The organism is Paraburkholderia phosphatilytica (assembly GCF_003443895.1).
Taxonomy (GTDB): Bacteria; Pseudomonadota; Gammaproteobacteria; order Burkholderiales; family Burkholderiaceae; genus Paraburkholderia; species Paraburkholderia phosphatilytica.
Map to the genome: position 1 here is coordinate 97699 of NZ_QQOA01000021.1, position 20709 is coordinate 118407.

General features: G+C 66.6%; 18 protein-coding genes and 1 riboswitch. Of the genes, 12 read left to right on the forward strand and 6 right to left on the reverse strand.

Annotated features, from left to right (window positions below; genetic code table 11):
* Positions 1-5: 5 nt before the first annotated feature.
* Together DVS29_RS21960 and DVS29_RS21965 are read left to right on the forward strand one after the other, a co-directional pair.
* A complete protein-coding gene (locus DVS29_RS21960; RefSeq protein WP_118182598.1) occupies positions 6-218 on the forward strand; it encodes a tautomerase family protein in 213 nt (70 codons plus the stop codon).
* 134 nt (positions 219-352) lie between these two features.
* On the forward strand, positions 353-1327 hold the full coding sequence (locus DVS29_RS21965) for an aldo/keto reductase (RefSeq protein ID WP_118182599.1): 975 nt from the start codon (positions 353-355) through the stop codon (positions 1325-1327).
* 31 nt (positions 1328-1358) lie between these two features.
* Here the strand turns inward: DVS29_RS21965 and DVS29_RS21970 are convergent, their stop codons facing one another.
* Complete coding sequence (locus DVS29_RS21970; RefSeq protein WP_118182600.1) at positions 1359-2036, reverse strand: MarC family protein; 678 nt, start codon at positions 2034-2036, stop codon at positions 1359-1361.
* Between the two features lie 422 nt (positions 2037-2458).
* On the opposite strand from DVS29_RS21970, the gene DVS29_RS21975 reads away from it, so the two are divergent.
* Both DVS29_RS21975 and DVS29_RS21980 read left to right on the forward strand, forming a co-directional pair.
* A complete protein-coding gene (locus tag DVS29_RS21975) occupies positions 2459-2674 on the forward strand; it encodes a DUF3311 domain-containing protein (RefSeq protein ID WP_118182601.1) in 216 nt (71 codons plus the stop codon).
* A complete protein-coding gene (locus DVS29_RS21980) occupies positions 2671-4140 on the forward strand; it encodes a sodium:solute symporter family protein (protein WP_118182602.1) in 1470 nt (489 codons plus the stop codon). The genes DVS29_RS21975 and DVS29_RS21980 overlap by 4 nt, the downstream gene beginning before the upstream one ends.
* A 112-nt stretch (positions 4141-4252) precedes the next feature.
* On the opposite strand, the gene cobM is transcribed toward DVS29_RS21980, so the two are convergent.
* From cobM to cbiE, 4 genes are read right to left on the reverse strand one after another with little or no spacing between them, the layout of a single operon-like run.
* Positions 4253-4978: a precorrin-4 C(11)-methyltransferase gene (gene cobM, locus DVS29_RS21985; RefSeq protein WP_118182603.1), complete on the reverse strand. Its 726-nt coding sequence runs from the start codon at positions 4976-4978 to the stop codon at positions 4253-4255.
* Positions 4979-5737: a cobalt-precorrin-6A reductase gene (locus DVS29_RS21990; protein WP_118182635.1), complete on the reverse strand. Its 759-nt coding sequence runs from the start codon at positions 5735-5737 to the stop codon at positions 4979-4981.
* Between the two features lie 29 nt (positions 5738-5766).
* A complete protein-coding gene (locus DVS29_RS21995; RefSeq protein ID WP_118182604.1) occupies positions 5767-6867 on the reverse strand; it encodes a cobalt-precorrin-5B (C(1))-methyltransferase in 1101 nt (366 codons plus the stop codon).
* Between the two features lie 4 nt (positions 6868-6871).
* Positions 6872-8110, reverse strand: a complete 1239-nt coding sequence (cbiE, locus tag DVS29_RS22000; protein WP_118182605.1) for a precorrin-6y C5,15-methyltransferase (decarboxylating) subunit CbiE — start codon at positions 8108-8110, stop codon at positions 6872-6874.
* Positions 8111-8204: 94 nt separating this feature from the next.
* Positions 8205-8381: riboswitch (cobalamin riboswitch) on the forward strand.
* Positions 8382-8405: 24 nt separating this feature from the next.
* Between cbiE and cobG the strand changes: the two genes are divergently transcribed.
* From cobG to cobJ, 4 genes are read left to right on the forward strand one after another with little or no spacing between them, the layout of a single operon-like run.
* Positions 8406-9974, forward strand: coding sequence for a precorrin-3B synthase (cobG, locus tag DVS29_RS22005; RefSeq protein WP_118182606.1), 1569 nt, complete (start codon positions 8406-8408; stop codon positions 9972-9974).
* A gap of 3 nt (positions 9975-9977) precedes the next feature.
* Entirely contained in the window at positions 9978-10604 is a 627-nt protein-coding gene (locus DVS29_RS22010) for a precorrin-8X methylmutase (RefSeq protein WP_118182607.1), read from the forward strand.
* The gene (locus DVS29_RS22015) at positions 10601-11371 is read left to right on the forward strand and encodes a precorrin-2 C(20)-methyltransferase (protein ID WP_118182608.1); all 771 of its coding nucleotides are present in this window, start codon (positions 10601-10603) and stop codon (positions 11369-11371) included. Before DVS29_RS22010 ends, DVS29_RS22015 begins: the two co-directional genes overlap by 4 nt.
* Positions 11368-13227, forward strand: a complete 1860-nt coding sequence (gene cobJ, locus DVS29_RS22020; protein ID WP_118182636.1) for a precorrin-3B C(17)-methyltransferase — start codon at positions 11368-11370, stop codon at positions 13225-13227. Before DVS29_RS22015 ends, cobJ begins: the two co-directional genes overlap by 4 nt.
* Before the next feature lie 90 nt (positions 13228-13317).
* On the opposite strand, the gene DVS29_RS22025 is transcribed toward cobJ, so the two are convergent.
* A complete protein-coding gene (locus DVS29_RS22025; RefSeq protein WP_118182609.1) occupies positions 13318-15177 on the reverse strand; it encodes a methyl-accepting chemotaxis protein in 1860 nt (619 codons plus the stop codon).
* Positions 15178-15640: 463 nt separating this feature from the next.
* Here DVS29_RS22025 and DVS29_RS22030 point away from each other — a divergent pair, with 463 nt between their 5' ends.
* The 4 genes from DVS29_RS22030 to DVS29_RS22045 all read left to right on the forward strand — a co-directional run bounded on the left by DVS29_RS22030 (position 15641) and on the right by DVS29_RS22045 (position 20674).
* The gene (locus DVS29_RS22030) at positions 15641-17152 is read left to right on the forward strand and encodes a sugar ABC transporter ATP-binding protein (protein ID WP_118182610.1); all 1512 of its coding nucleotides are present in this window, start codon (positions 15641-15643) and stop codon (positions 17150-17152) included.
* Positions 17153-17171: 19 nt separating this feature from the next.
* Positions 17172-18197 carry an ABC transporter permease gene (locus DVS29_RS22035; RefSeq protein WP_118182611.1) on the forward strand — a complete coding sequence of 342 codons (1026 nt, stop codon included), beginning with the start codon at positions 17172-17174 and terminating at the stop codon, positions 18195-18197.
* Between the two features lie 108 nt (positions 18198-18305).
* Positions 18306-19259, forward strand: coding sequence for an ABC transporter substrate-binding protein (locus DVS29_RS22040; RefSeq protein ID WP_118182612.1), 954 nt, complete (start codon positions 18306-18308; stop codon positions 19257-19259).
* 119 nt (positions 19260-19378) lie between these two features.
* Positions 19379-20674, forward strand: coding sequence for an L-fuconate dehydratase (locus DVS29_RS22045; protein ID WP_118182613.1), 1296 nt, complete (start codon positions 19379-19381; stop codon positions 20672-20674).
* Positions 20675-20709: the final 35 nt, after the last annotated feature.

The following is a 20709-nucleotide window of genomic DNA, read 5'->3' on the forward strand; positions in this document are numbered from 1 at the left end:
CCACCATGCCATTCGCCAACTTCAAATTCCCCGAAGGCACGCTCGACGCGGCCAGAAAGGAAGCAATCATCCATCGCACGACCGATATGTTCGCCGAGTTCTTCGGCGAAGGCGTGCGGCCGTATTCGATGGTCCTCGTCGATGAAGTCGCCGACGGCGGCTGGGGCCGCGCCGACGAAGTCCTGACGATGGAGAAGATGGGCATCCCACGCGGCTGATAACGGCGGGCCCACTGCCCGCCACCCTGCACATGGCGATGAGATCGGTTAGGCTGATTCGATCCTGCCTGTATGGCAAATGAGCGGCACTCACCCGCTCATGCGCCACCTCATCCCGCAAGGAGAAAGCCCCGATGGAATACGTGAAATTCGGCCCGACCGGGCTCGAAGTCTCGAAGCTGGCGCTCGGCTGCATGAGTTTCGGCGCGCCGGACCGCGGCAACCACACCTGGACGCTGCCCGACGATGCGAGCCGTGCCGTCATCAAGCAGGCGCTCGAAGCCGGCATCAACTTCTTCGATACCGCGAACATGTATTCGGATGGCACGTCGGAGGAGATCGTCGGCCGCGCGCTGCGCGATTTCGCGAAACGCGACGACGTGGTGATCGCGACCAAGGTGTACAACCGGATGCGCCCCGGCCCCAACGGCGCCGGCCTGTCGCGCAAGGCGATCATGACCGAGATCGACAACAGCCTGCGCCGCCTCGGCACCGACTACGTCGATCTGTATCAGACGCACCGCTGGGACTACGGCACGCCGATCGAAGAGACGCTCGAAGCGCTGCACGACGTCGTGAAGGCCGGCAAGGCGCGCTACATCGGCGCGTCGTCGATGCATGCGTACCAGTTCAGCCGCGCGCTCTATACGTCGCGCCTGAACGGCTGGACCGAGTTCATCAGCATGCAGAACCACGTGAACCTGCTCTATCGCGAGGAAGAACGCGAGATGCTGCCGCTCTGCGAAGAGGAAGGCATCGCGGTCATGCCGTGGAGTCCGCTCGCGCGCGGCCGCCTCACGCGCGACTGGAACGAGACGAGCGAACGCCAGCAGACCGACAACTACGCCCGCACGCTGTACGACGCGACGCTCGATGCGGACCGCAAGGTCGTCGAAGCGGTGAAGCGCATTGCGGAAGCGCGCGGCGTGTCGCGCGCGCAGGTGGCGCTCGCGTGGGTCGCGCAGAAGGTGACGACGCCGATCGTCGGCGTGTCGAAGCCGCATCATCTGACCGACGCGATCGCCGCGGTCTCGCTCGATCTCACTGCGGATGAAATCGCGACGCTCGAAGAACCGTACGTGCCGCACGCGGTGGTGGGCTTCGTGTGATGTGATACACGGGCCGCCCCGCCGCCGTCGATCAGTTCGGCAGCACGTGCCCGCTCGCCAGCGGCTGGAGAAACTCGGAGAGCCCGGTCAGGATGATCTGCACGCCGATACACAGCAGCAGGAACGCGGACACGCGCAGCGCCACCTTCGTCCCTTCCACGCCGAGGTAGCGCGCGAGCAGCATCGCGCGGCTGTACACCAGATAGATCACGATCGCGACCAGCACCGAGGTCACGATCGAGCCGATCGACGACAGCAGGAACTCCGACAGCTTGTGCGTGCGGTTCGCCGACAGCGCGATCGCGGTGGCGATCGTGCCGGGCCCCGTCGTCAGCGGCACCGTCAACGGAAAAAACGCACGCCCCTTCGCACGCTCGGGGTCGAGTTCGAGCGCGCCCTGTGGCTCCGGCGGCTGCGTATCGGGCGCGTTCAGCATGCGCCAGCCGCCCACCGCCACCGCGAGGCCGCCGCCGATGCGCAGCGCCTCGATCGAGATGCCGAAGAAATGCAGCACCGGCGTCCCCAGAAAATACGCGACCAGCAGCACGCACAGCGAGTTGATCGCGACCCGCCGCGCGACCGCGACGCGTTCGTCGTGCGTGAGCGACTCGGTGCGGTCGACGAACACGAACGCCATGCCGACCGGATTGATGATGCTGATGAGGCCTGTGAAGCCGAACAGGATGTCGGAGATCAGGTTGTCGATCATGGCGAGTTGTGCGTGTTATCGAAGATCGAAGCGGATTATCCGACGGCCAGCCGAAGTTCGAAAGGCGGGTCCACTCGTTGCCCAGTAGAAGAACTCAAGACGGGCAACGCGTGTGCACACGCAGCACGACCCGCGCCCGAACGGGCGCCCAGTGTAACGGCAAGCGGCGTGATGCAGACGGCGGTTCGCATGCCTGCTCGTTCTGCGCATGGCGGTCGCGCAGGCGCTTCCGCAACGCCGCTGGATCGCAGTGCAATAACGCGCCACGAAACACCTTTCGATTGCCCTTCATCTTTTTTGATCGACTTGGCCGCGGTGTCATATCCGGCATACATTCATCGGCAGGATGCTCGGCAGGCCTTTCGGGGAGCCCGTTCGGCAAGGCTTGCTGCACGATAATTTCACCACCACGAGGAGTGCCCATGCCTTTTCGCGTGCTCGCTGTCCTGCCGTTCATCGGTATTCTGTTAGGCGTCCCCTTCGTCAACCGCGTCGAACCGCTCGTGCTCGGCATGCCGTTCGTGCTCGCATGGATCGTGATGTGGGTCGTGCTGACGTCGGTGATCATGGCGATCATCTACCGGCTCGATCCGACCAACCACACGTCCGACAGTCAAGACGGCGAGGTGCAACCGTGAGCGCCCTCGTCATCATCGCGATCGTCACCGCGTTCGCGCTCTGGCTCGGCGTGCGCGCCCGCCACGGGCACGACATGGATCTCGAGCAGTGGACGGTGGGCGGCCGCAGCTTCGGCACCGCGTTCGTGTTCCTGCTGATGGCGGGCGAGATCTACACGACCTTCACCTTCCTCGGCGGCAGCGGCTTCGCGTATGGCAAGGGCGCGCCGGTCTACTACATCCTGTCGTATGCGACGCTCGCCTACGTGCTGTCGTACTGGATGCTGCCGCCCATCTGGCGCTACGCGAAGAACAACCGGCTCGTGTCCCAGCCGCACTTCTTCATGCACAAGTACCGCAGCCCGGCGCTCGGCACGCTGGTCGCGCTCGTCGGCGTCGCGGCGCTGATTCCGTATCTCGTGCTGCAGCTGAAGGGCCTCGGCATCATCGTCGCGACCGCGTCGTACGGCGCGATTTCGTCGACGGCGGCGATCTGGATCGGCGCAATCGTCGTGACCGCCTACGTGACGGTGTCCGGCGTGCGCGGCTCGGCATGGAACTCGTGCGTGAAGGACACGCTGATTCTCGCGATCGTGCTGTTCCTCGGCATCTATCTGCCGATCCATCACTACGGCAGCCTGTCCGACATGTTCCATGCGATCGACACCGCGCGTCCCGGCTTCCTGACCTTCCCCGCGAAAGGCCAGAGCGTGACGTGGTTCCAGTCGACCGTGCTGCTGACGTCGCTCGGCTTCTTCATGTGGCCGCACACGTTCGGCTCGGTCTACACCGCGCGCGACGAACGCATCTTCCGCCGCAACGCGATCGTGCTGCCGCTCTACCAGCTGATCCTGCTGTTCGTGTTCTTCGTCGGCTTCGCGGCCGTGCTGAAGGTGCCGGGCCTCAAGGGCGGCGACATCGACCTGTCGCTCTTCAAGCTGTCGCTGCAGACGTTCGATCCGTGGTTCATCGGCGTGATCGGCGCGGCGGGCGTGCTGACCGCGCTCGTGCCGGGCTCGATGATTCTCACCACGGCTTCGACGCTGCTCGCGAACGACGTCTACCGCGGCGCGATGAACCGCAATGCGTCGGACGAAACCGTCGCGCGGATCGCGCGCTGGCTCGTGCCGGTCGTCGCGCTGGTCGCGATCTTCTTCACGCTGCATGGTGGCGACACGATCGTCGCGCTGCTGCTGATGGGCTACAACTTCGTCACGCAGCTGTTCCCGGCGCTCGTCTGCAGTCTGCGGCTGCACAACCGCGCGACCAAGCAGGGGGCGATGTGCGGGATCATCGTCGGCGTGGCCGTGGTGATCTGGACGACGGTGACGAAGGCGAGCGTCGGTCAGCTGTTCCCGTTCCTGCCGGACGCGATGAAGGACATGAACATCGGCTTCGTCGCGCTCGCGCTGAACGTGATCGTGTTCGTGATCGTCAGCGCGGTGACGCAGCCGCGCGGTGCAGGCGAGGAAGCGACCGCGCATTGAGTTTTATCTTGCAACTCGCCTGACGCGCGGCTCCGGTTTCATCGCGCGATGTTTCCAGCGAGGCGGCGTTCGAAAGGACGCCGCCTTTTTGTTTCGCGCTCATTTTTCCCGCTCACTCCGCCGCGTACAGCGTCGAATCCGCGAACCCTTCCGCCGCCAGCGCCCGCCCCACCAGAATCAGCGCGGTCTTCTCGATCCCCGCCGCGCGCACCTGCGCGGCGATCGTCTCGAGCGTGCCGGTCACCTTCGCTTCGTCGGGCCAGCTCGCGCGCCAGACCACCGCGACCGGGCAGTCCGCGCCGTAGTGCGGCAGCAGTTCGTCGACGATCCGCTCGATATGCCGCACGCCGAGATGGATCGCCATCGACGCGCGATGCCGCGCCAGATCCGCCAGCGCCTCGCCGTCCGGCATCGCGGTTTTCGTCGCGAAGCGCGTGAGGATCAGCGTCTGCGAGACGCCCGGCAACGTGAGCTCGCGGCGGAGCGTCGCGGCGCACGCGGCCGTCGCCGTGACGCCCGGCACGATCTCGAACGGAATGCCAAGCACGTTGAGGCGACGGATCTGCTCGCCGATCGCGCCGAACAGCGACGGATCGCCGGAATGCAGCCGCGCGACGTCCTTGCCTTGCCGATGCGCATCGACCAGCAGCGCGACGATCTGTTCGAGATCGAGTTCGGCGGTGTTGACGACCTGTTCCGCGCGATGCCCGTCGAGCACCGCTTCGGGAATCAGCGAACCCGCGTACAGGATCACCGGGCAGGTCCGCACGAGGCGTTGCCCCTTTACGGTGATCAGATCGGGATCGCCCGGACCCGCGCCGATGAAGAAGACCGTCATTCACTGACTCCGTGATTCGTTGATCGCTGAGCACTCACGCAGCGCGGCGACGAGTGCCGCGGGTTCATCGAACGTGCGGTCCGCGTCGGGCAGCATGGGACGCCGCAGCGTCACCACCGGCAGGCCACGTTCGCGCGCGACCGCGAGCTTCGCTTCGGTCGCGCTGCCGCCGCTGTTCTTGCTGACCACCACGTCGATACGTTGCAGCGCGAACAGCGCGCGTTCGCCGTCGACATCGAACGGGCCGCGCGCATCGATCACGCGCGCGCGATGATTGCCTTCGTGCGCGTCGAGGCAGCGGATGAACCAGAACTGGTGTGGCGGGATTTCGTCGAGATGCGCGAGCGGCTCGCGGCCCAGCGTGAAGAGCGGCCGCGCGAACGGCGCGAGCGCATCGACGATGCCGCTCCAGCCGTCGACGAAGCGCCAGTCGTCGCCGGCTTGTGGCTGCCATGGCGCGCGGCGCAGCGCCCAGTACGGCACGCCAGTCGCGTGGCACGCTTGCGCGGCGTTCGCGCTGATCTGCGCAGCGTACGGATGCGTCGCGTCAACCACCACGCCGATGCGCGCGTCGCGCAGATAGTTTGCGAGCCCTTCGGCGCCGCCGAAGCCCCCCACCCGCACTTCGCACGCGAGATCCGTCGGCACGCGGCCGATGCCGGCGAGGCTGTAGACGTGCGACGCATCAAGTTGTCGCGCGATCTTCAGCGCGTCGCCGGTACCACCGAGCAGCAGCACGCGCGGTGCGGCTGCGTTCATGTTTGTGTTTGTGTTCAAAACGGCATCGCTCATCGCGCGGCTCCGACGATGTTGCCTTGCCGGTCGATCGCGTACATCTCGACATGAACGCTCGCGGGCACGATGTCGCGCGCCACCGTCAGCGCGCGCTCGCAGACGATATCGCCGAGCGGCACCCCCGCATCGAGCGCCAGCGCGAGCGCCTGCTGGCTCGTATTCGCCGCCAGCATCGCGGCCCGCAGCGCTTCGCTTGCGCCACGCTGCGCGGCCCACCCGGTGAGCAGCGGCAGATCGATGCTCGAGTTGCGGCTATGCAGATCGAGATGGCCGGCCGCGAGCTTGCTGAGCTTGCCGAAACCGCCGCACACGGACACCCGTTCGATCGGCGCGCGCCGCAGGTGCTTGAGCACCGCGCCCGCGAAATCGCCCATCTCGATCAGCGCGATGTCGGGCAGCGCGAAGCGCGCGCGCATCGCGTCCTCGCTTGCGTTGCCGGTGCACGCGGCGATATGCGCGCAGCCGTTCGCGCGCGCGACGTCGATACCCTGATGGATCGACGCGATATACGCCGAGCACGAGAACGGCCGCACGATGCCGGTGGTGCCGAGAATCGACAGCCCACCGGCAATGCCCAGCCGCGGGTTCATCGTCTTCAGCGCGAGCTCCGCGCCGCCTTCCACGCCGATCGTCACGTCGAAACCGCCTCCGTAGCCGTACTCCGCGGCGAGCTCGGTCAGGTGCGCGGTCATCATCTGGCGCGGCACCGGGTTGATCGCCGGCTCGCCGACGGGCAGCGTGAGCCCCGGCCGCGTGACGGTGCCGACGCCCTCGCCCGCATGAAAACGCACGCCCGCTTCGGCGGCGAGGCGCACGCGCGCGAACACCAGCGCGCCGTGCGTAACGTCGGGATCGTCGCCGGCGTCCTTGATGGTGCCCGCTTCCGCGCCGCCGCCTTCGTGCGCCGCGACCATGCGGCAGAACACGAGCGGCATCGGCACGCGCTGCCCTTTCGGCAGCACGATCTCCGCGACGTCGCTCGCGATTCCGCCCAGCAGCAGCCGCGCCGCCGCGAGCGACGTCGCGGTCGCGCAGCTGCCGGTTGTGTAGCCGGAGCGCAGCGGGCGGTTGTCTTCGGCGGTTTCGTCGCGCATCGCGTTACGGCTTGACGGCGTCGTAGAGCGTGACGGGCAACGCGGGACGCCACGTGTCGAAGCGGCCGAGCGGCTCGGCTTCGGACACCGCGATGCGCGTCAGCGTGCCGCCGTGCTGCCCGCGCCACGCGGCGAGCGCGGCTTCGCCTTGCAGCGTGACCGCGTTCGCGACCAGCCGGCCGCCGGGACGCAGCGCGTGCCAGCACGTGTCGAGCACGCCGTCGTGGGTCACGCCGCCGCCGATGAACACCGCGTCCGGCGTGAGCAGCCCCGCGAGCGCCTCAGGCGCCCGGCCCGCGACCAGTTGCAGCGACGGTACGCCAAGCGCGTCGCGATTACGTCCGATGAAGCGCTGCCGCGCGTCATGCACTTCGATCGCGATCGCGCGGCACGCGGGGTGCGCGCGCATCCATTCGATACCGATCGAGCCGCAGCCCGCGCCAACGTCCCACAGCAATTCGCCCGGCGCGGGTGCCAGCCGCGCGAGCGTGATCGCGCGGATATCGCGCTTGGTCAGCTGGCCGTCGTGCTCAAAGGCGTCGTCAGGCAGACCTGATGTGAGCGCGATACGCGGCGACGCGGCGCGTCCCTCGCCGTCGCTTGCGGAGGAAGCACGGCATTCGAGCGCGACGAGATTCAGGTTCGCGACTTCCGCGGTGGTCCATGCTTCGGCGGTGGCTTCGATCCGGTGTTCGAGCTGGCCGCCGAGATGTTCTAGCACGATCATCCGGCTCGCGCCGAAGCCGCGTTCGGCAAGCAGCTGCGCGATCGCGGCAGGCGTGCGGCCGTCGGCGCTCAGCGCGAAGAGACGCGCGCCGGGGTGCAGGTGCGCGTTGAGCGTCGCGAGCGGCCGGCCGACCAGCGACACCGTCGCGACCTCCTGCAACGCCCAGCCGAGCCGCGCAGCCGCCAGCGACATCGACGACGGCGCGGGCAGCACGCGCAGCTCGCCCGCGGGCAGACGCCGCGCGAGCGTCGCGCCGACGCCGTACAGCATCGGATCGCCGCTCGCGAGCACGCAGACGGGCGCGTGCGATGCGTCGTCGCGTTGCGCGAGCAGCGGCGCGACGTCGAACGGCTGCGGCCACGGCTCGCGCCGCGCGGGAAGACGCGCGGGCAGCATCGCGAGATGCCGCTCGCCGCCATAGACGACGGCCGCGTCGAGGAGCGCGCGTTTCGCGCTGCGGCCGAGACCGGCGAACCCGTCGTCGCCGATTCCGACGATGGTCAGCCATGCCGGCATGCGAGGCCCTCACACTTCATTCGAAACTGTCCTGAAAACCGGGCGGGAGCCGGATGATAAAAGACTGGCGCGGGGGCGCGCTATCGAAAAAAGGCATAATAACGCGTCCGCCGGCGTCCTTCGGGACCGAAGAGGGAACTCAGCAAGACTGGGCTGCCCACGCAACTGTACGCAGCGAGTCCGCATCGCTCCATGCCACTGGCTTTGCCGGGAAGGCCGATGCGGACCGCGACCTGCGAGCCAGGAAACCTGCCGGCGGTTCGTTCGCGCCAGCTGCATCGGACGTGGTGTTCCGATGCCGCCGCCCTGTCCTTCCCGACCGGCGCGGCCGCCGCGCCGTTCTTCCGGTGAACCGTTGAATCACGCTCCTGGCTCCGCTGCCGCATCTGCTGCTTCTGTTGTATTGCCCATCGCGCCTGCTCGCTCTGCTGACGCGCGCGTATCGGTATGCCCGGGGCTCGCGCGGATCGTCGCCGCGCGCGACGGCGGGCTGTGCCGGATCCGGTTGCCGGGCGGCGTGCTGCGTATCGACGAAGTGCTGACGATTGCCGACGTGGCGGAGCGCCACGCATCCGGCACGATCGAGCTCACGAATCGCGCGAATCTCCAGTTGCGCGGCGTGCGGGCCGGCGATGAGCATGCATTGACCGAGGCGCTCGTCGCGAGTGAGCTCGGACCGTCGGCAGAAACGCCCACCCATGCCGCCGCCGACGACACCCGCAATCTGATGCTGAGCCCGCTCGCGGGACGCGACCCGCATGCGCTTTTCGATACGCGAGAACTGGCCGCGCAACTGCTGACGCTGCTGCAGACGGATGCGCATTGCGCGGCGCTTTCGCCGAAGTTCGCGCTGCTGCTCGACGGCGGCGAACGGCTCGCGATGACGATGCATCCGCACGATATCTGGCTCGCGGCGATGTCCGACGCTACTGACGACAGCGCAGCATCGTCCGGCTGGTTCGCATGGGGCCTTGCAGGTTGTCCTGCGATCTATCCGGGCTGCGACGCACGTGTTGAAGCGCCGAATGCAATCGGCGTGGTGCCATCTCGGCAGGTGCCCGAACTCGTTCGCGCGCTGATCGCGGCCTTCACGGCGCTCGCGTTGCCCGACGAGCCGCGGATGCGCGACCTGCTGGCGCGCGTGCCGCTCGATACGATGCTCGACGCCGTGCAGATGCGATTGCCGTTCGCGCTCGAACGCGATGCGCGAATCGCGACGTGGCGCCGCGCGCCTGCCGACCCATCGCTGCGCTTCGGTGTGCACGCGCAGCGCGACGGCCGCGTCTATGCCGGCGGCGAGCCGCCGCTCGGCCGCGTCAATGCGCGGACGCTTCGCGCGCTCACGTTGCTGGCCAGCGAAGCCGGCGTCGACGCGCTGCATCTGACGCCGTGGCAAGGCATTCTGCTGCCCGATCTCGCGCCTCACGACGCGCCCGCCGTGCTGCAACGGATGACTGCGGCCGGCCTGATCTGCGACGCGCGTGAACCGCTTGCCCACGTGATCGCGTGCGCGGGCTCGACCGGCTGCGCGAAAAGCCTCGCCGATACCAAAGCCGATGCGCGCCGTCTCGCGGCGTCGCTGCATGAGCCGCGCGACGTGCATCTGAGCGGTTGCCTGCGCTCATGCGCGTCGGCGTTTTCGCACGAATGGACGCTGCTCGCCGTCGCGCCCGACCGCTACGACCTCTACCGGCGCGACGCTGCCGGGTCACCGGCATTCGCCCCGGCCGCGGTATCCGCAATACCTGCGCCACATTCGGCCGATGCAAGACCACCCGCCGCGCGCTTCGGCACACGCGTCGCGACCGCCCTCACCCTCGAACAGGCGGCCGCGCAGATCGACGCGGCCGCCCGGAGCCTTTGACCGATGCAGCACTACCTTCGCGACGGCCGCGAGATCTACCGACAGTCGTTCGCGACGATCCGCGCGGAAGCCGACCTCTCGCGCATCCCCGCCGATCTCGACAAGCTCGCCGTGCGCGTGATCCACGCGTGCGGAATGGTCGACATCGTCGACGACCTGCACTTCTCTGCTGGTGCCGGAACCGCGGGACGCACCGCGCTGGCGAGCGGCGCGCCGATCCTGTGCGACGCGAAGATGGTGGCCGAGGGCATCACCCGCTCGCGGCTGCCCGCGCGCAACGACGTGATCTGCACGCTCGGCGACCCGCGCGTGCCTGATCTCGCGGCGCAGCTGAACAACACGCGTTCGGCGGCCGCGCTGGAACTGTGGCGGCCGCATCTCGCGGGCAGCGTCGTCGTGATCGGCAATGCGCCGACCGCGCTGTTCCATCTGCTCGACCTGCTCGCCGCCGGCGCGCCGAAGCCGGCGCTGGTGCTCGGCTTTCCGGTCGGCTTCGTCGGCGCGGCGGAGTCGAAGGACGCGCTCGCCGACAGCGGCTGGGGCGTGCCCTGGGTGATCGTGCGCGGCCGGCGCGGCGGCAGCGCGATGGCCGCGGCCGCCGTGAACGCGCTCGCGACGGAGGAAGAATGACGATCGCCCACGCCTCATTTTCATCCGCTTCCGGCGGTTCGGCGCGCGGGCGTCTGTTCGGCATCGGCGTCGGCCCCGGCGACCCCGAACTCGTGACGCTGAAAGCCTTGCGCCTGTTGCGCGCGGCGCCGGTGGTCGCGTACTTCGTCGCGAAGGGCAAGCGCGGCAACGCGTTCGGCATCATCGAGGACCAGTTGCACGACGCGCAGACGCGGCTGCCGCTCGTCTACCCGGTGACGACCGAAGCGCTGGAGCCGCCGTTGTCGTACGAAGCGGTGATCGCGGATTTCTACGACACCGCGAGCGAAGTGATCGCCGCGCATCTCGATGCAGGCCGCGACGTCGCGGTGATCTGCGAAGGCGATCCGTTTTTCTACGGCTCGTACATGTATCTGCATGATCGTCTGGCCGAGCGCTTCGACGCGGAAGTGGTGCCCGGCGTCTGCTCGATACTCGGCGGCACCGCGGTGCTCGGCGTACCGCTCGTGTACCGCAACCAGACGCTGTCGGTGCTGTCCGGCGTGCTGCCCGAGGACGAACTGAAGCGCCGCCTCGCCGATGCCGATGCGGCGGTCGTGATGAAGCTCGGCCGCAACTTCGACAAGGTGCGGCGCGTACTCGGCGAGCTCGGACTCGCGGATCGCGCGCTGTACGTGGAGCGCGCGACGATGGCGAACCAGCGCATCGTGCCGCTCGACGACGTCGATCCGATGGCGTCGCCGTATTTCTCGCTGCTCGTCGTGCCGGGGACGCCATGGCGCGGATGAGCGACGCGGTTTCCACAAACGGGCGCGCGGATGGCAGACCGCCTGCGATCGTCGTGCTCGGCGCCGGTGCGCTGGTCACCGCGCGCCGCGTGCGGGCGCTGTATGCAGGCGCGCAGGTGCACGGCTTGCAAGGCCGCATCGACGTGAGTCCGGGTGCGGCCGACGTCAGCTTCAGCGAACTCGGCGAACATCTGCGCGCGCTCTATGCGAGCGGCACGCCGGTCGTCGCGCTGTGCGCGGCCGGCATCGTGATCCGCTGCGTGGCGCCGCTGCTCGCGAACAAGGGCGCGGAGCCGCCGGTGCTCGCGCTTGCGGAAGACGGCAGCGCCGTCGTGCCGCTGCTGGGCGGCCTCGCGGGCGTCAACGCGATGGCGCGCGAGATCGCGGCGGCGCTCGGCATTGCGCCGGCCATCACGACGAGCGGCGAACTGCGCTTCGGCACCTGTCTGCTGAATCCGCCCGAAGGCTATGTGCTCGCAAGTCTCGAGCACGGCAAGCGCTTCGTGTCCGACCTGCTCGCGGGGCAGACGACCCGCATCGATGGCGACGCGCCGTGGCTCGACGCCGCGCAACTGCCGCGCGCTGCGGATGCGCGACTGTCGATCGGCGTTTCGGCGCGTGAGTGGGATGGCAATCGGGACGAGCTCAGGATTTATCCGCGTAGCGTGGTGGTTGCCGTTTCGGTGGCTGAAAGCGATAGCGCCGATTCGTTGGCGCAGCGGGTGCGTGACGCGCTGGCTGCGCGCGGATTGTCAGAGCGCGCGCTCGCGGCTCTGCTCGCGGCGGAAGATGCGATGGATTCGGTCGCGCTGGCCGATGCGGCGCGGCTGCTGGAAGTGCCGCTGCGGTTTGTGTCGGCAGCTGCGGCTGAGGGTTCGACGGCTGCGTTGCTGGGATCCGTGGCTATGTCGGCGGAGGTGGCTGAGGTGGCTGACGTGGGCGCTTCGTCTCCAGCCATCGCGTCGCCTCGATCGCTACTGGCCAACGCAGTCCCCGCAGGCGTCGCTCACGAAATCGTCCACGACGAACCCGCTCTTGCGATCGCACTCGGCGCTGCGCCGATCGATCCGCTTCAGCTCGGCCGCGCGCGCGGCTCGCTGACCGTGATCGGCCTTGGTCCCGGCGCCGCCGAACTGCTGACGCCGGCCGCGCGTGCCGCGCTCGACGACGCGACGGACATCCTCGGCTATGCGACCTACGTCGCGATGGCGGGCCCGTTGCGCGCGGGCCAGCAGGTGCACGCGTCGGACAACCGCGAGGAATTGCAGCGCGCGCGGCACGCGTTCGAGCTTGCCGCGGCCGGCCGGCGCGCGGTGGTCGTGTCGTCTGGTGATCCAGGCGTGTTCGCGATGGCCGCGGCGGTGCTCGAAGCGCTCGATACCCGCAGCGATCCGCGCTGGGAGAAAGTCGAGCTGCACATCGTGCCGGGCGTGTCGGCGGCGATGGCGACGGCGGCCGTCGCGGGCGCGCCGCTCGGCCACGACTTCTGCATGCTGTCGCTGTCGGACAACCTGAAACCGTGGGACGTGATCGAGCGGCGGCTGCGCGCCGCGGCGGAGGCGGATCTGGTGATGGCGTTCTACAACCCGGTTTCGAAGGCGCGGCCGTGGCAGCTCGATCAGGCGCTCGACATCGTGCGGTCGATTCGTTCGGCGGACACCTGCGTGGTGCTGGGGCGCAACGTCGGGCGCCCAGGCGCGACGCTCAGGAACACGACGCTCGGCGCGCTGCGTTCGAGCGACGTCGATATGCGGACGATGGTGATCGTCGGTTCGTCGACGACGCGGGTGGTGCCGCGCGCCGGCAAACGCGACGGCGACGCGGATTGGGTTTATACGCCGAGGTGGTATCGGTGAGTTGTGAGGCGGCGCTGCCTGGATGGCCGGGCGGTGCTCGCGTCGACTACGAGATTACGTAGTTCAGCTTCCGAGCCGCGACGGCCCCGGTTAGAAGGTTTCCCACTCGTCAGATGATGCGGCGGCAGCGGTCGTACGCTCGATGCGCGGCGCTGGAACTGGCTTTACTGTCGGCTTCGATGCTAGCGTCGATGCCGGCTTCACTTCCGGTTTAGATGCCGCCTTCGTCTTTGCCGGCGCCGTTACCGTCGTTGCTGCGGGCGTACGCGCGCGCTTCGAAGCAACCGCTACGTTCGCCTTGTCCTTGACGACAGCCGCCCGCGGCGCCATCGCGGCACGCGGAGCGACGACCGTCGTGCTGCGCGTGACCGGCGCAACCGGCGCGCCCTGCACGTCGTCATGCCCCGTGCGGAACGCCGAAATGGCCTGAGCGAGCTGGCTGCCCTGCTCCTCGAGCGCCTTCGACGCGGCCGCCGCCTGCTCGACGAGCGCCGCGTTCTGCTGCGTGACTTCGTCCATCTGCGTAACGGCGGTGCCGATCTGCTCGATACCGCGGCTCTGTTCCGACGAGGCCGCCGCGATTTCGCCGACGATATCCGTCACGCGCGCCACCGCCTGCGTCACCTCGACCATCGTGCGGCCCGCTTCGTCGGCGAGCTGCGAGCCGTCCTGCACCTTCTGCACGGACGCCGCGATCAGTTCCTTGATCTCCTTCGCCGCCGTCGACGAGCGCTGCGCCAGATTGCGCACTTCGGTCGCGACGACCGCGAAGCCGCGGCCCTCCTCGCCCGCGCGCGCCGCTTCCACCGCCGCGTTCAGCGCGAGGATGTTGGTCTGGAACGCGATGCCCTCGATGATGCCCGTGATGTCCGCGATTCGCGACGAGCTGTCGCTGATCTCGCCGATCGTGCCGACCACGCGGCCCACCACCTCGCTGCCGCGCCGCGCGATGTCCGATGCGTTCACCGACAGCGCGCTCGCCTGCTGCGCGTTCTCGGCGTTCTGCCGGACCGTCGAGGTCAGCTCGTCCATGCTCGCAGCAGTCTCCTGCAGCGATGCAGCCTGCTGCTCCGTGCGCGCCGACAGATCGGCGTTGCCCGTGGCGATTTCCCGCGCGCCCGTCGCGATACCGTCTGCGACGCCGCGCACCTTGCCGACCAGATCGACGAGACTGCCCTGCATGCGCGCCATCGAAGCGAGCACGCTGCCTTCCGACGCCCGCGCGACGCTCGGCGTGTGTGCGAGATCGCCCGCGGCGATACGCGCCGTCGCCGCCGACAGCACCGCCGGATCGGCGCCGAGCGCGCGCAGGATGCTGCGCGACGTCGCAACCGTCAGCAGCGTGACGACTGCGCCGAGCAGCAGCAACGCGCCGAGCGAACGCGCGAGCATGCTGTGGAAGTCCGCGCTGATGTCGTCCTGATACGCGCCCGCGATCATGTCCCAGCCCCACGGCGCGTAGCGCTGAACGTAGCCGAGCTTCGCGCTCGGCGCGGTTTCGTTCGGTTTCGGCCACCAGTATTCGAGGTAGCCGCTGCCTGCCGGCGACGAGCCGGCCGCCGCGATCCCCTTGTAAAGCTCGAAGCCCTTCGCGTCCTTCCAGGCCGACATGTCCTTGCCGTCCAGCGTCGGAATGGTCGGGTGCATCACCATCACCGAATTCGCATCGACGATCGTCACGTAGCCGTTGCCGCCGTAGCGCAGATCGCCGATCCGCGCGATTGCCTCGCGGCGCGCCGCCTGCGCGTCGATCTTGCCGGCCTGCACTTCGCGATCGAGCCCTTGTGCAATTGAAATCGACATCTGCACCAGGTTGCGCAGGTCCGCGCGGCGTTCCTGAAGCTGGAGATCGCGCGCCTGCAGCGCATTCCAGACGGTGAGCGAAAGCAGTCCCAGCCAGGCCAGCGCGAGGGGCAGCCAGAGCTTTTGGCGAAGCGTCAGATTTTGCATGGCAATGTGAGTAAATGAAGCGGCCGCAGCGAATGACTCGTACGCGCCTCATCGTGCTAACGGCAGGACTCCGGAAAACGTTAGCGAGCTTTTGTGGGCAAGGCCGTCAAGGTTTTCTTGACGGAGCCTGCAGCGATCGACAAGCCTCATCCGGGCGCCGGTTTTGAGGTATTTTTGCTGCATTGCACACCTGTTTTGCCGCGCGCGACATCTCATCGTGGCGACACGAGCGAGGCCGCTTTTGCGTTCGCGTACTAAGGGAATGCCTAATCTTGAGCCTCCGCCATTCCGGGACGTAGAATCGTTGCACATCGGTTTGCGGGGCTCTGGAGATGCGTCTGGCTTCTCGTTGCGCTTTCAACCGCGGTCTGCACCACGACACCCGGCGCGCGCCGGCCCCCATTCACGCAGCTTCTTCCGACGAAGCCCGCGGCGGTCGGCGGCCGGTCGTCAAGCCTGCGCCATGACTCCACTCATTTCCGTGAAAAAGCTCAGCAAGAGCTTTCCCGGCGTGCGGGCGCTTCACGACGTCCAGTTCGAACTGATGGCTGGTGAAGTGCATACCGTGATGGGTGAAAACGGCGCCGGCAAGTCGACGCTGATGAAAATCCTCGCGGGCGTCTATACCCGCGATTCAGGCGAAATCCTGCTGGACGGCCAGCCCGTCGATTTCCAGCATCCGCGCGACGCGCAGGCCGTCGGCGTCGGCATCATTCATCAGGAACTCCAGCTGATGAATCACCTCACGGTCGCGCAGAACATGTTCATCGGCCGCGAGCCGCGCGGGCGCCTTGGCCTCTTTCTCGACGAAGACCGGCTCAATGCCAACGCGCGCGACATCCTGCAGCGCATGCACGTGAAGCTCGATCCTCGCGCGATGGTCGGCACGCTCACAGTCGCAAAGCAGCAGATGGTCGAGATCGCGAAGGCGTTGTCGTTCGATTCGCGCGTGCTGATCATGGACGAACCCACATCGGCGCTCAACGACGCGGAAATCGCGGAGCTGTTTCGCATCATCCGTGAGCTGAAGAGCCGCGGCGTCGGCATCGTCTATATCTCGCACAAGATGGACGAGCTGAAGCAGATCTCCGACCGCGTGACCGTGCTGCGCGACGGCGAATATGTCGCCACCGTGTCCGCGGCGGACACCAGCGTGGAAGCGATCATCGGCATGATGGTCGGACGCACGCTGGCCGACATCGAACCGTCTCCTCATGACACGCACAAGGCCGCCGTAGCGCTCGAAGTGAGGCACCTGAACGCGGGCCCGCTCGTGAAGGACGTGAGCTTCACGCTGCACAAGGGCGAAATTCTCGGCTTTGCCGGACTGATGGGCGCCGGCCGCACCGAGGTGGCGCGTGCGGTGTTCGGCGCCGATCCCGTTCAATCCGGCGACATTATCGTGAACGGCGCGAAAACGACCATCAAAAAACCGAGCGATGCGGTAGCGCGCGGCATCGGCTATCTGTCGGAAGATCGAAAGCGGTTCGGGCTCGCCACCGGGATGGACGTCGAATCGAACATCGTGATGTCGAACCTGCGCAAGTTCCTGTCGTTCAACTTCTTCCTGCGTCGCGCGCAGATGCGCAAGACCGCGGCGCACTTCATCCATCTGCTGTCGATCCGCACGCCGTCTGCTACGCAAGCCGTGCGGCTGCTGTCCGGCGGCAACCAGCAGAAGATCGTGATCGCGAAGTGGCTTGAACGCGACTGCGACGTGCTGTTTTTCGACGAGCCGACGCGCGGCATCGACGTGGGCGCGAAAAGCGAGATCTACAAGCTGCTGCGATCGCTTGCCGCGCAAGGCAAGGCGATCGTGATGATCTCGTCGGAACTGCCGGAGATTCTGCGGATGAGCGACCGTATCGTCGTGATGTGCGAGGGGCGCATTACCGGCGAGCTCGATGCGAAAGACGCGACCCAGGAGCGCATCATGCAACTGGCGACGCGGCGCGATACCTTGAAAGCGGCGTGAGCCGCGAGGGGATCTATCTATGACACAGCCAACGGACTCGTCGACACTCGCGGGCGACGGACGCGCGTCGGGCCTGCGCGCCCGCCTGTTCGCACCGACCGCGTTGCAGAAGATGCTCGCGTTCGCGAGCCTGCTCGTGCTGCTGGTGTTTTTCAGCTTCGCGTCGCCGGCGTTCATGCAGATCGACAACATCCTCGGCATCCTGCAGGCGACCGCCGTGAACGGCGTGCTCGCCATCGCCAGCACCTTCGTGATCGTCACAGGCGGCATCGACCTTTCCGTCGGCACGCTGATGACCTTCACCGCCGTGATCTGCGGCGTGTTCCTGAGCTTCTGGCACATGCCGATGTGGATCGGCGTGCTGGCCGCGATCGGCACGGGCGCAGTGTGCGGCACGGTGTCCGGCACGCTCACCGCGAAAATGCGGATTCCGCCCTTCATCGCGACGCTCGGCATGATGCTGTTGCTCAAAGGGCTGTCGCTCGTCGTATCGTCGGACAAGCCGATCTATTTCACCGACACCGAGAACTTCTACATGATCTCGCAGGACTCGCTGATCGGCCGCATCGTGCCGAGCCTGCCGATTCCGAACGCGGTGCTGATCCTCTTCGTGCTCGCGATCGTGAGTTCGATCACGCTGAACCGCACCGCGCTCGGTCGCTATACGTTCGCGCTCGGCAGCAACGAGGAAGCCGTGCGTTTGTCGGGCGTGAACGTGGACCGTTGGAAGATCGCCATTTATGGGCTTGGCGGCGCGATCTGCGGAATCGCCGGCCTCCTGATCGCGTCACGCCTGAACTCGGCGCAACCCGCGCTCGGCCAGGGCTACGAACTCGAAGCGATTGCCGCTGTGGTGATTGGCGGCACGTCGCTTTCCGGCGGGTCGGGCACGATCCTCGGCACCATCATCGGCGCGTTCATCATGAGCGTGCTGACCAACGGCTTGCGCATCATGTCCGTCGCGCAGGAATGGCAGATCGTGGTGACGGGCCTCATCATCATTCTCGCGGTCTACGCCGACATCCTGCGACGCAGGAAGAGCTGATTTCACAGGATGCCTTATCGATTTTCCAACCATAACGACATCAGGAATGGGAGCGCCCGAGGCTCCCCCAGCGGCTGAACTTGAAAGCCAAACCCAGGAGGAGAAACCATGTTGAAAAGAAAACTGATCGGTGCCGCCATCGGAGTGACTTTCGGCGTCGGCACGCTCGTCGGTGCAACCAGCCTCGCGTTTGCGGATCAGCCGTACATTCCGCTCATTTCGAAGGGCTTCCAGCACCAGTTCTGGCAGGCCGTGAAGTCCGGCGCGGAACAGGCGGCAAAAGAACAGAACGTGAGGATCACGTTCGAAGGCCCGGAAACCGAAGCGATGGTCGACAAGCAGATCGACATGCTCTCGGCCGCGCTGGCCAAGAAACCACAGGCGCTCGGTATTGCCGCACTGGATAGCAAAGCGGCCATTCCGCTCCTGAGGCGCGCGCAGAAAGAAAAGATTCCGGTGATCGCGTTCGACTCCGGCGTGGACAGCGACATTCCGCTCACCACCTGCGCGACCGACAACCTCGCCGCCGCCGCCCTCGCCGCCGACAAGATGGCCGAGGCGGTCGGCGATTCCGGCGAAGTCGGCCTGATCGTGCACGACCAGACGAGCCGCACCGGCGTCGACCGGCGCGACGGCTTCCTGAACGAAATGAAGTCGAAGCATCCGAACATCAAAATCGTTTCCGTGCAATACGGCGGCGGCGATCACCTGAAATCCGCCGAGATCGCGAAAGCGATGATCCAGGCGAACCCCAATCTCAAGGGTATTTTCGGGTCCAATGAAGGTTCGGCGGAAGGCGCCGCGATCGGCGTGAAGGAATCCGGCAAGAAGCTCGTGCTGATCGGCTACGACTCGGGTAAGGAACAGAAGGACGACATCGTGTCCGGCCTGATGGCGGGCGCGATTACGCAGAACCCGGTGGGCATCGGCAAGTGCGTGGTCGACTCCGCGGTGAAAGCGCTAAAGGGCGAAAAGCTGCCGAAGAAGGTCGACACCGGCTTCTACTGGTACGACAAGACCAACATGACCGATCCCAAGATCGCGGCAGTGCTTTACGATTGAATGGATGCTTATGTTTGATGCGTGACCGGGGAGGAAGCGCTGTTGCGCTTCCTCTTCGCTTCTTTGCGACTGGCTTTAGCGGGTGAAAGTCGAACACTGCTGCCGAGGAGGCTGTCCAGATGACCACGATCACCAGTCTGTCCGTGCGGGACATTCGTTTCCCCACTTCGCGTTCGCTCGATGGCTCCGATGCGATGAACGCCGCGCCCGATTATTCGGCTACCTACGTCATTCTCGAAACCGACTCGCCGCAGCAGCTGACCGGCCACGGCCTCACGTTCACGATCGGGCGCGGTAACGAAATCTGCGTCACTGCCGTGCAGGCGCTCGCGCCGCTGATTGTCGGCAAGCGGCTCGAAGACATTGCCGCGGACATGGGCGCATTCTGGCGCGCGATCACGTCGGACAGCCAGTTGCGCTGGATCGGCCCCGACAAAGGCGCGATTCATCTCGCCACCGCGGCAGTGGTGAATGCGGCGTGGGATCTATGGGCCAAAGCCGAAGGCAAACCGGTGTGGAAGCTGCTGGTGGACATGAGCCCCGAAGAACTCGTGCGCTGCCTCGATTTCCGCTATGTGACCGATGCGATCACGCCGCAGGAAGCGATTGCGATTCTGCGTCGGCACGAGTCGACAAGGCACGCACGCGAACACGAAATGCTCGCGCACGGCTACCCTGCCTATACGACGTCCGCAGGCTGGCTAGGCTATGACGACGACAAGATCCGTCGGCTCGCGCGCGAAGGTGTGGCGCAGGGCTGGACGCATTTCAAGCAGAAGGTTGGCGGCAATATCGACGAAGACGTGCGCCGCGCGCGCATTCTGCGCGAAGAGATCGGCGCGGACCGCAAGCTGATGATGGACGCGAACCAGGTGTGGGACGTCGACGAAGCCGTTGCGAACATGCGGCGGCTTGCGGAGTTCGACCCGTGGTGGATCGAGGAACCGACGAGCCCCGACGACGTTCTTGGCCACGCAACCATCCGCCAGCGGCTCAAGCCGATCGGCGTCGCGACGGGCGAGCACTGCCAGAACCGCGTGATGTTCAAGCAGCTGCTGCAGGCTCAGGCGATCGACTTTTGCCAGATCGACAGCTGCCGCTTAGGCGGTTTGAACGAAGTGATCGTGGTGCTGCTGATGGCGGCGAAGTTTGGCGTGCCGGTTTGTCCGCACGCGGGCGGTGTTGGGTTGTGCGAGTACGTGCAGCATATTTCGCTGTTCGACTATATCTGCGTGTCGGCATCGCTCGAGAATCGCGTACTCGAGTATGTCGATCATCTGCATGAGCATTTTGTCGATCCGGTCGTGATTCGCAATGGGCGATATATGGCGCCTTCGCGGCCGGGGTATAGCATCGAGATGGTGGCGGAGTCGATTGAAAGGTTTGGGTTTCCGGAGGGGGAGGCTTGGGGGTGAAGGGGGTCTTTCTGGTGCGGGACCTACGCCAATCG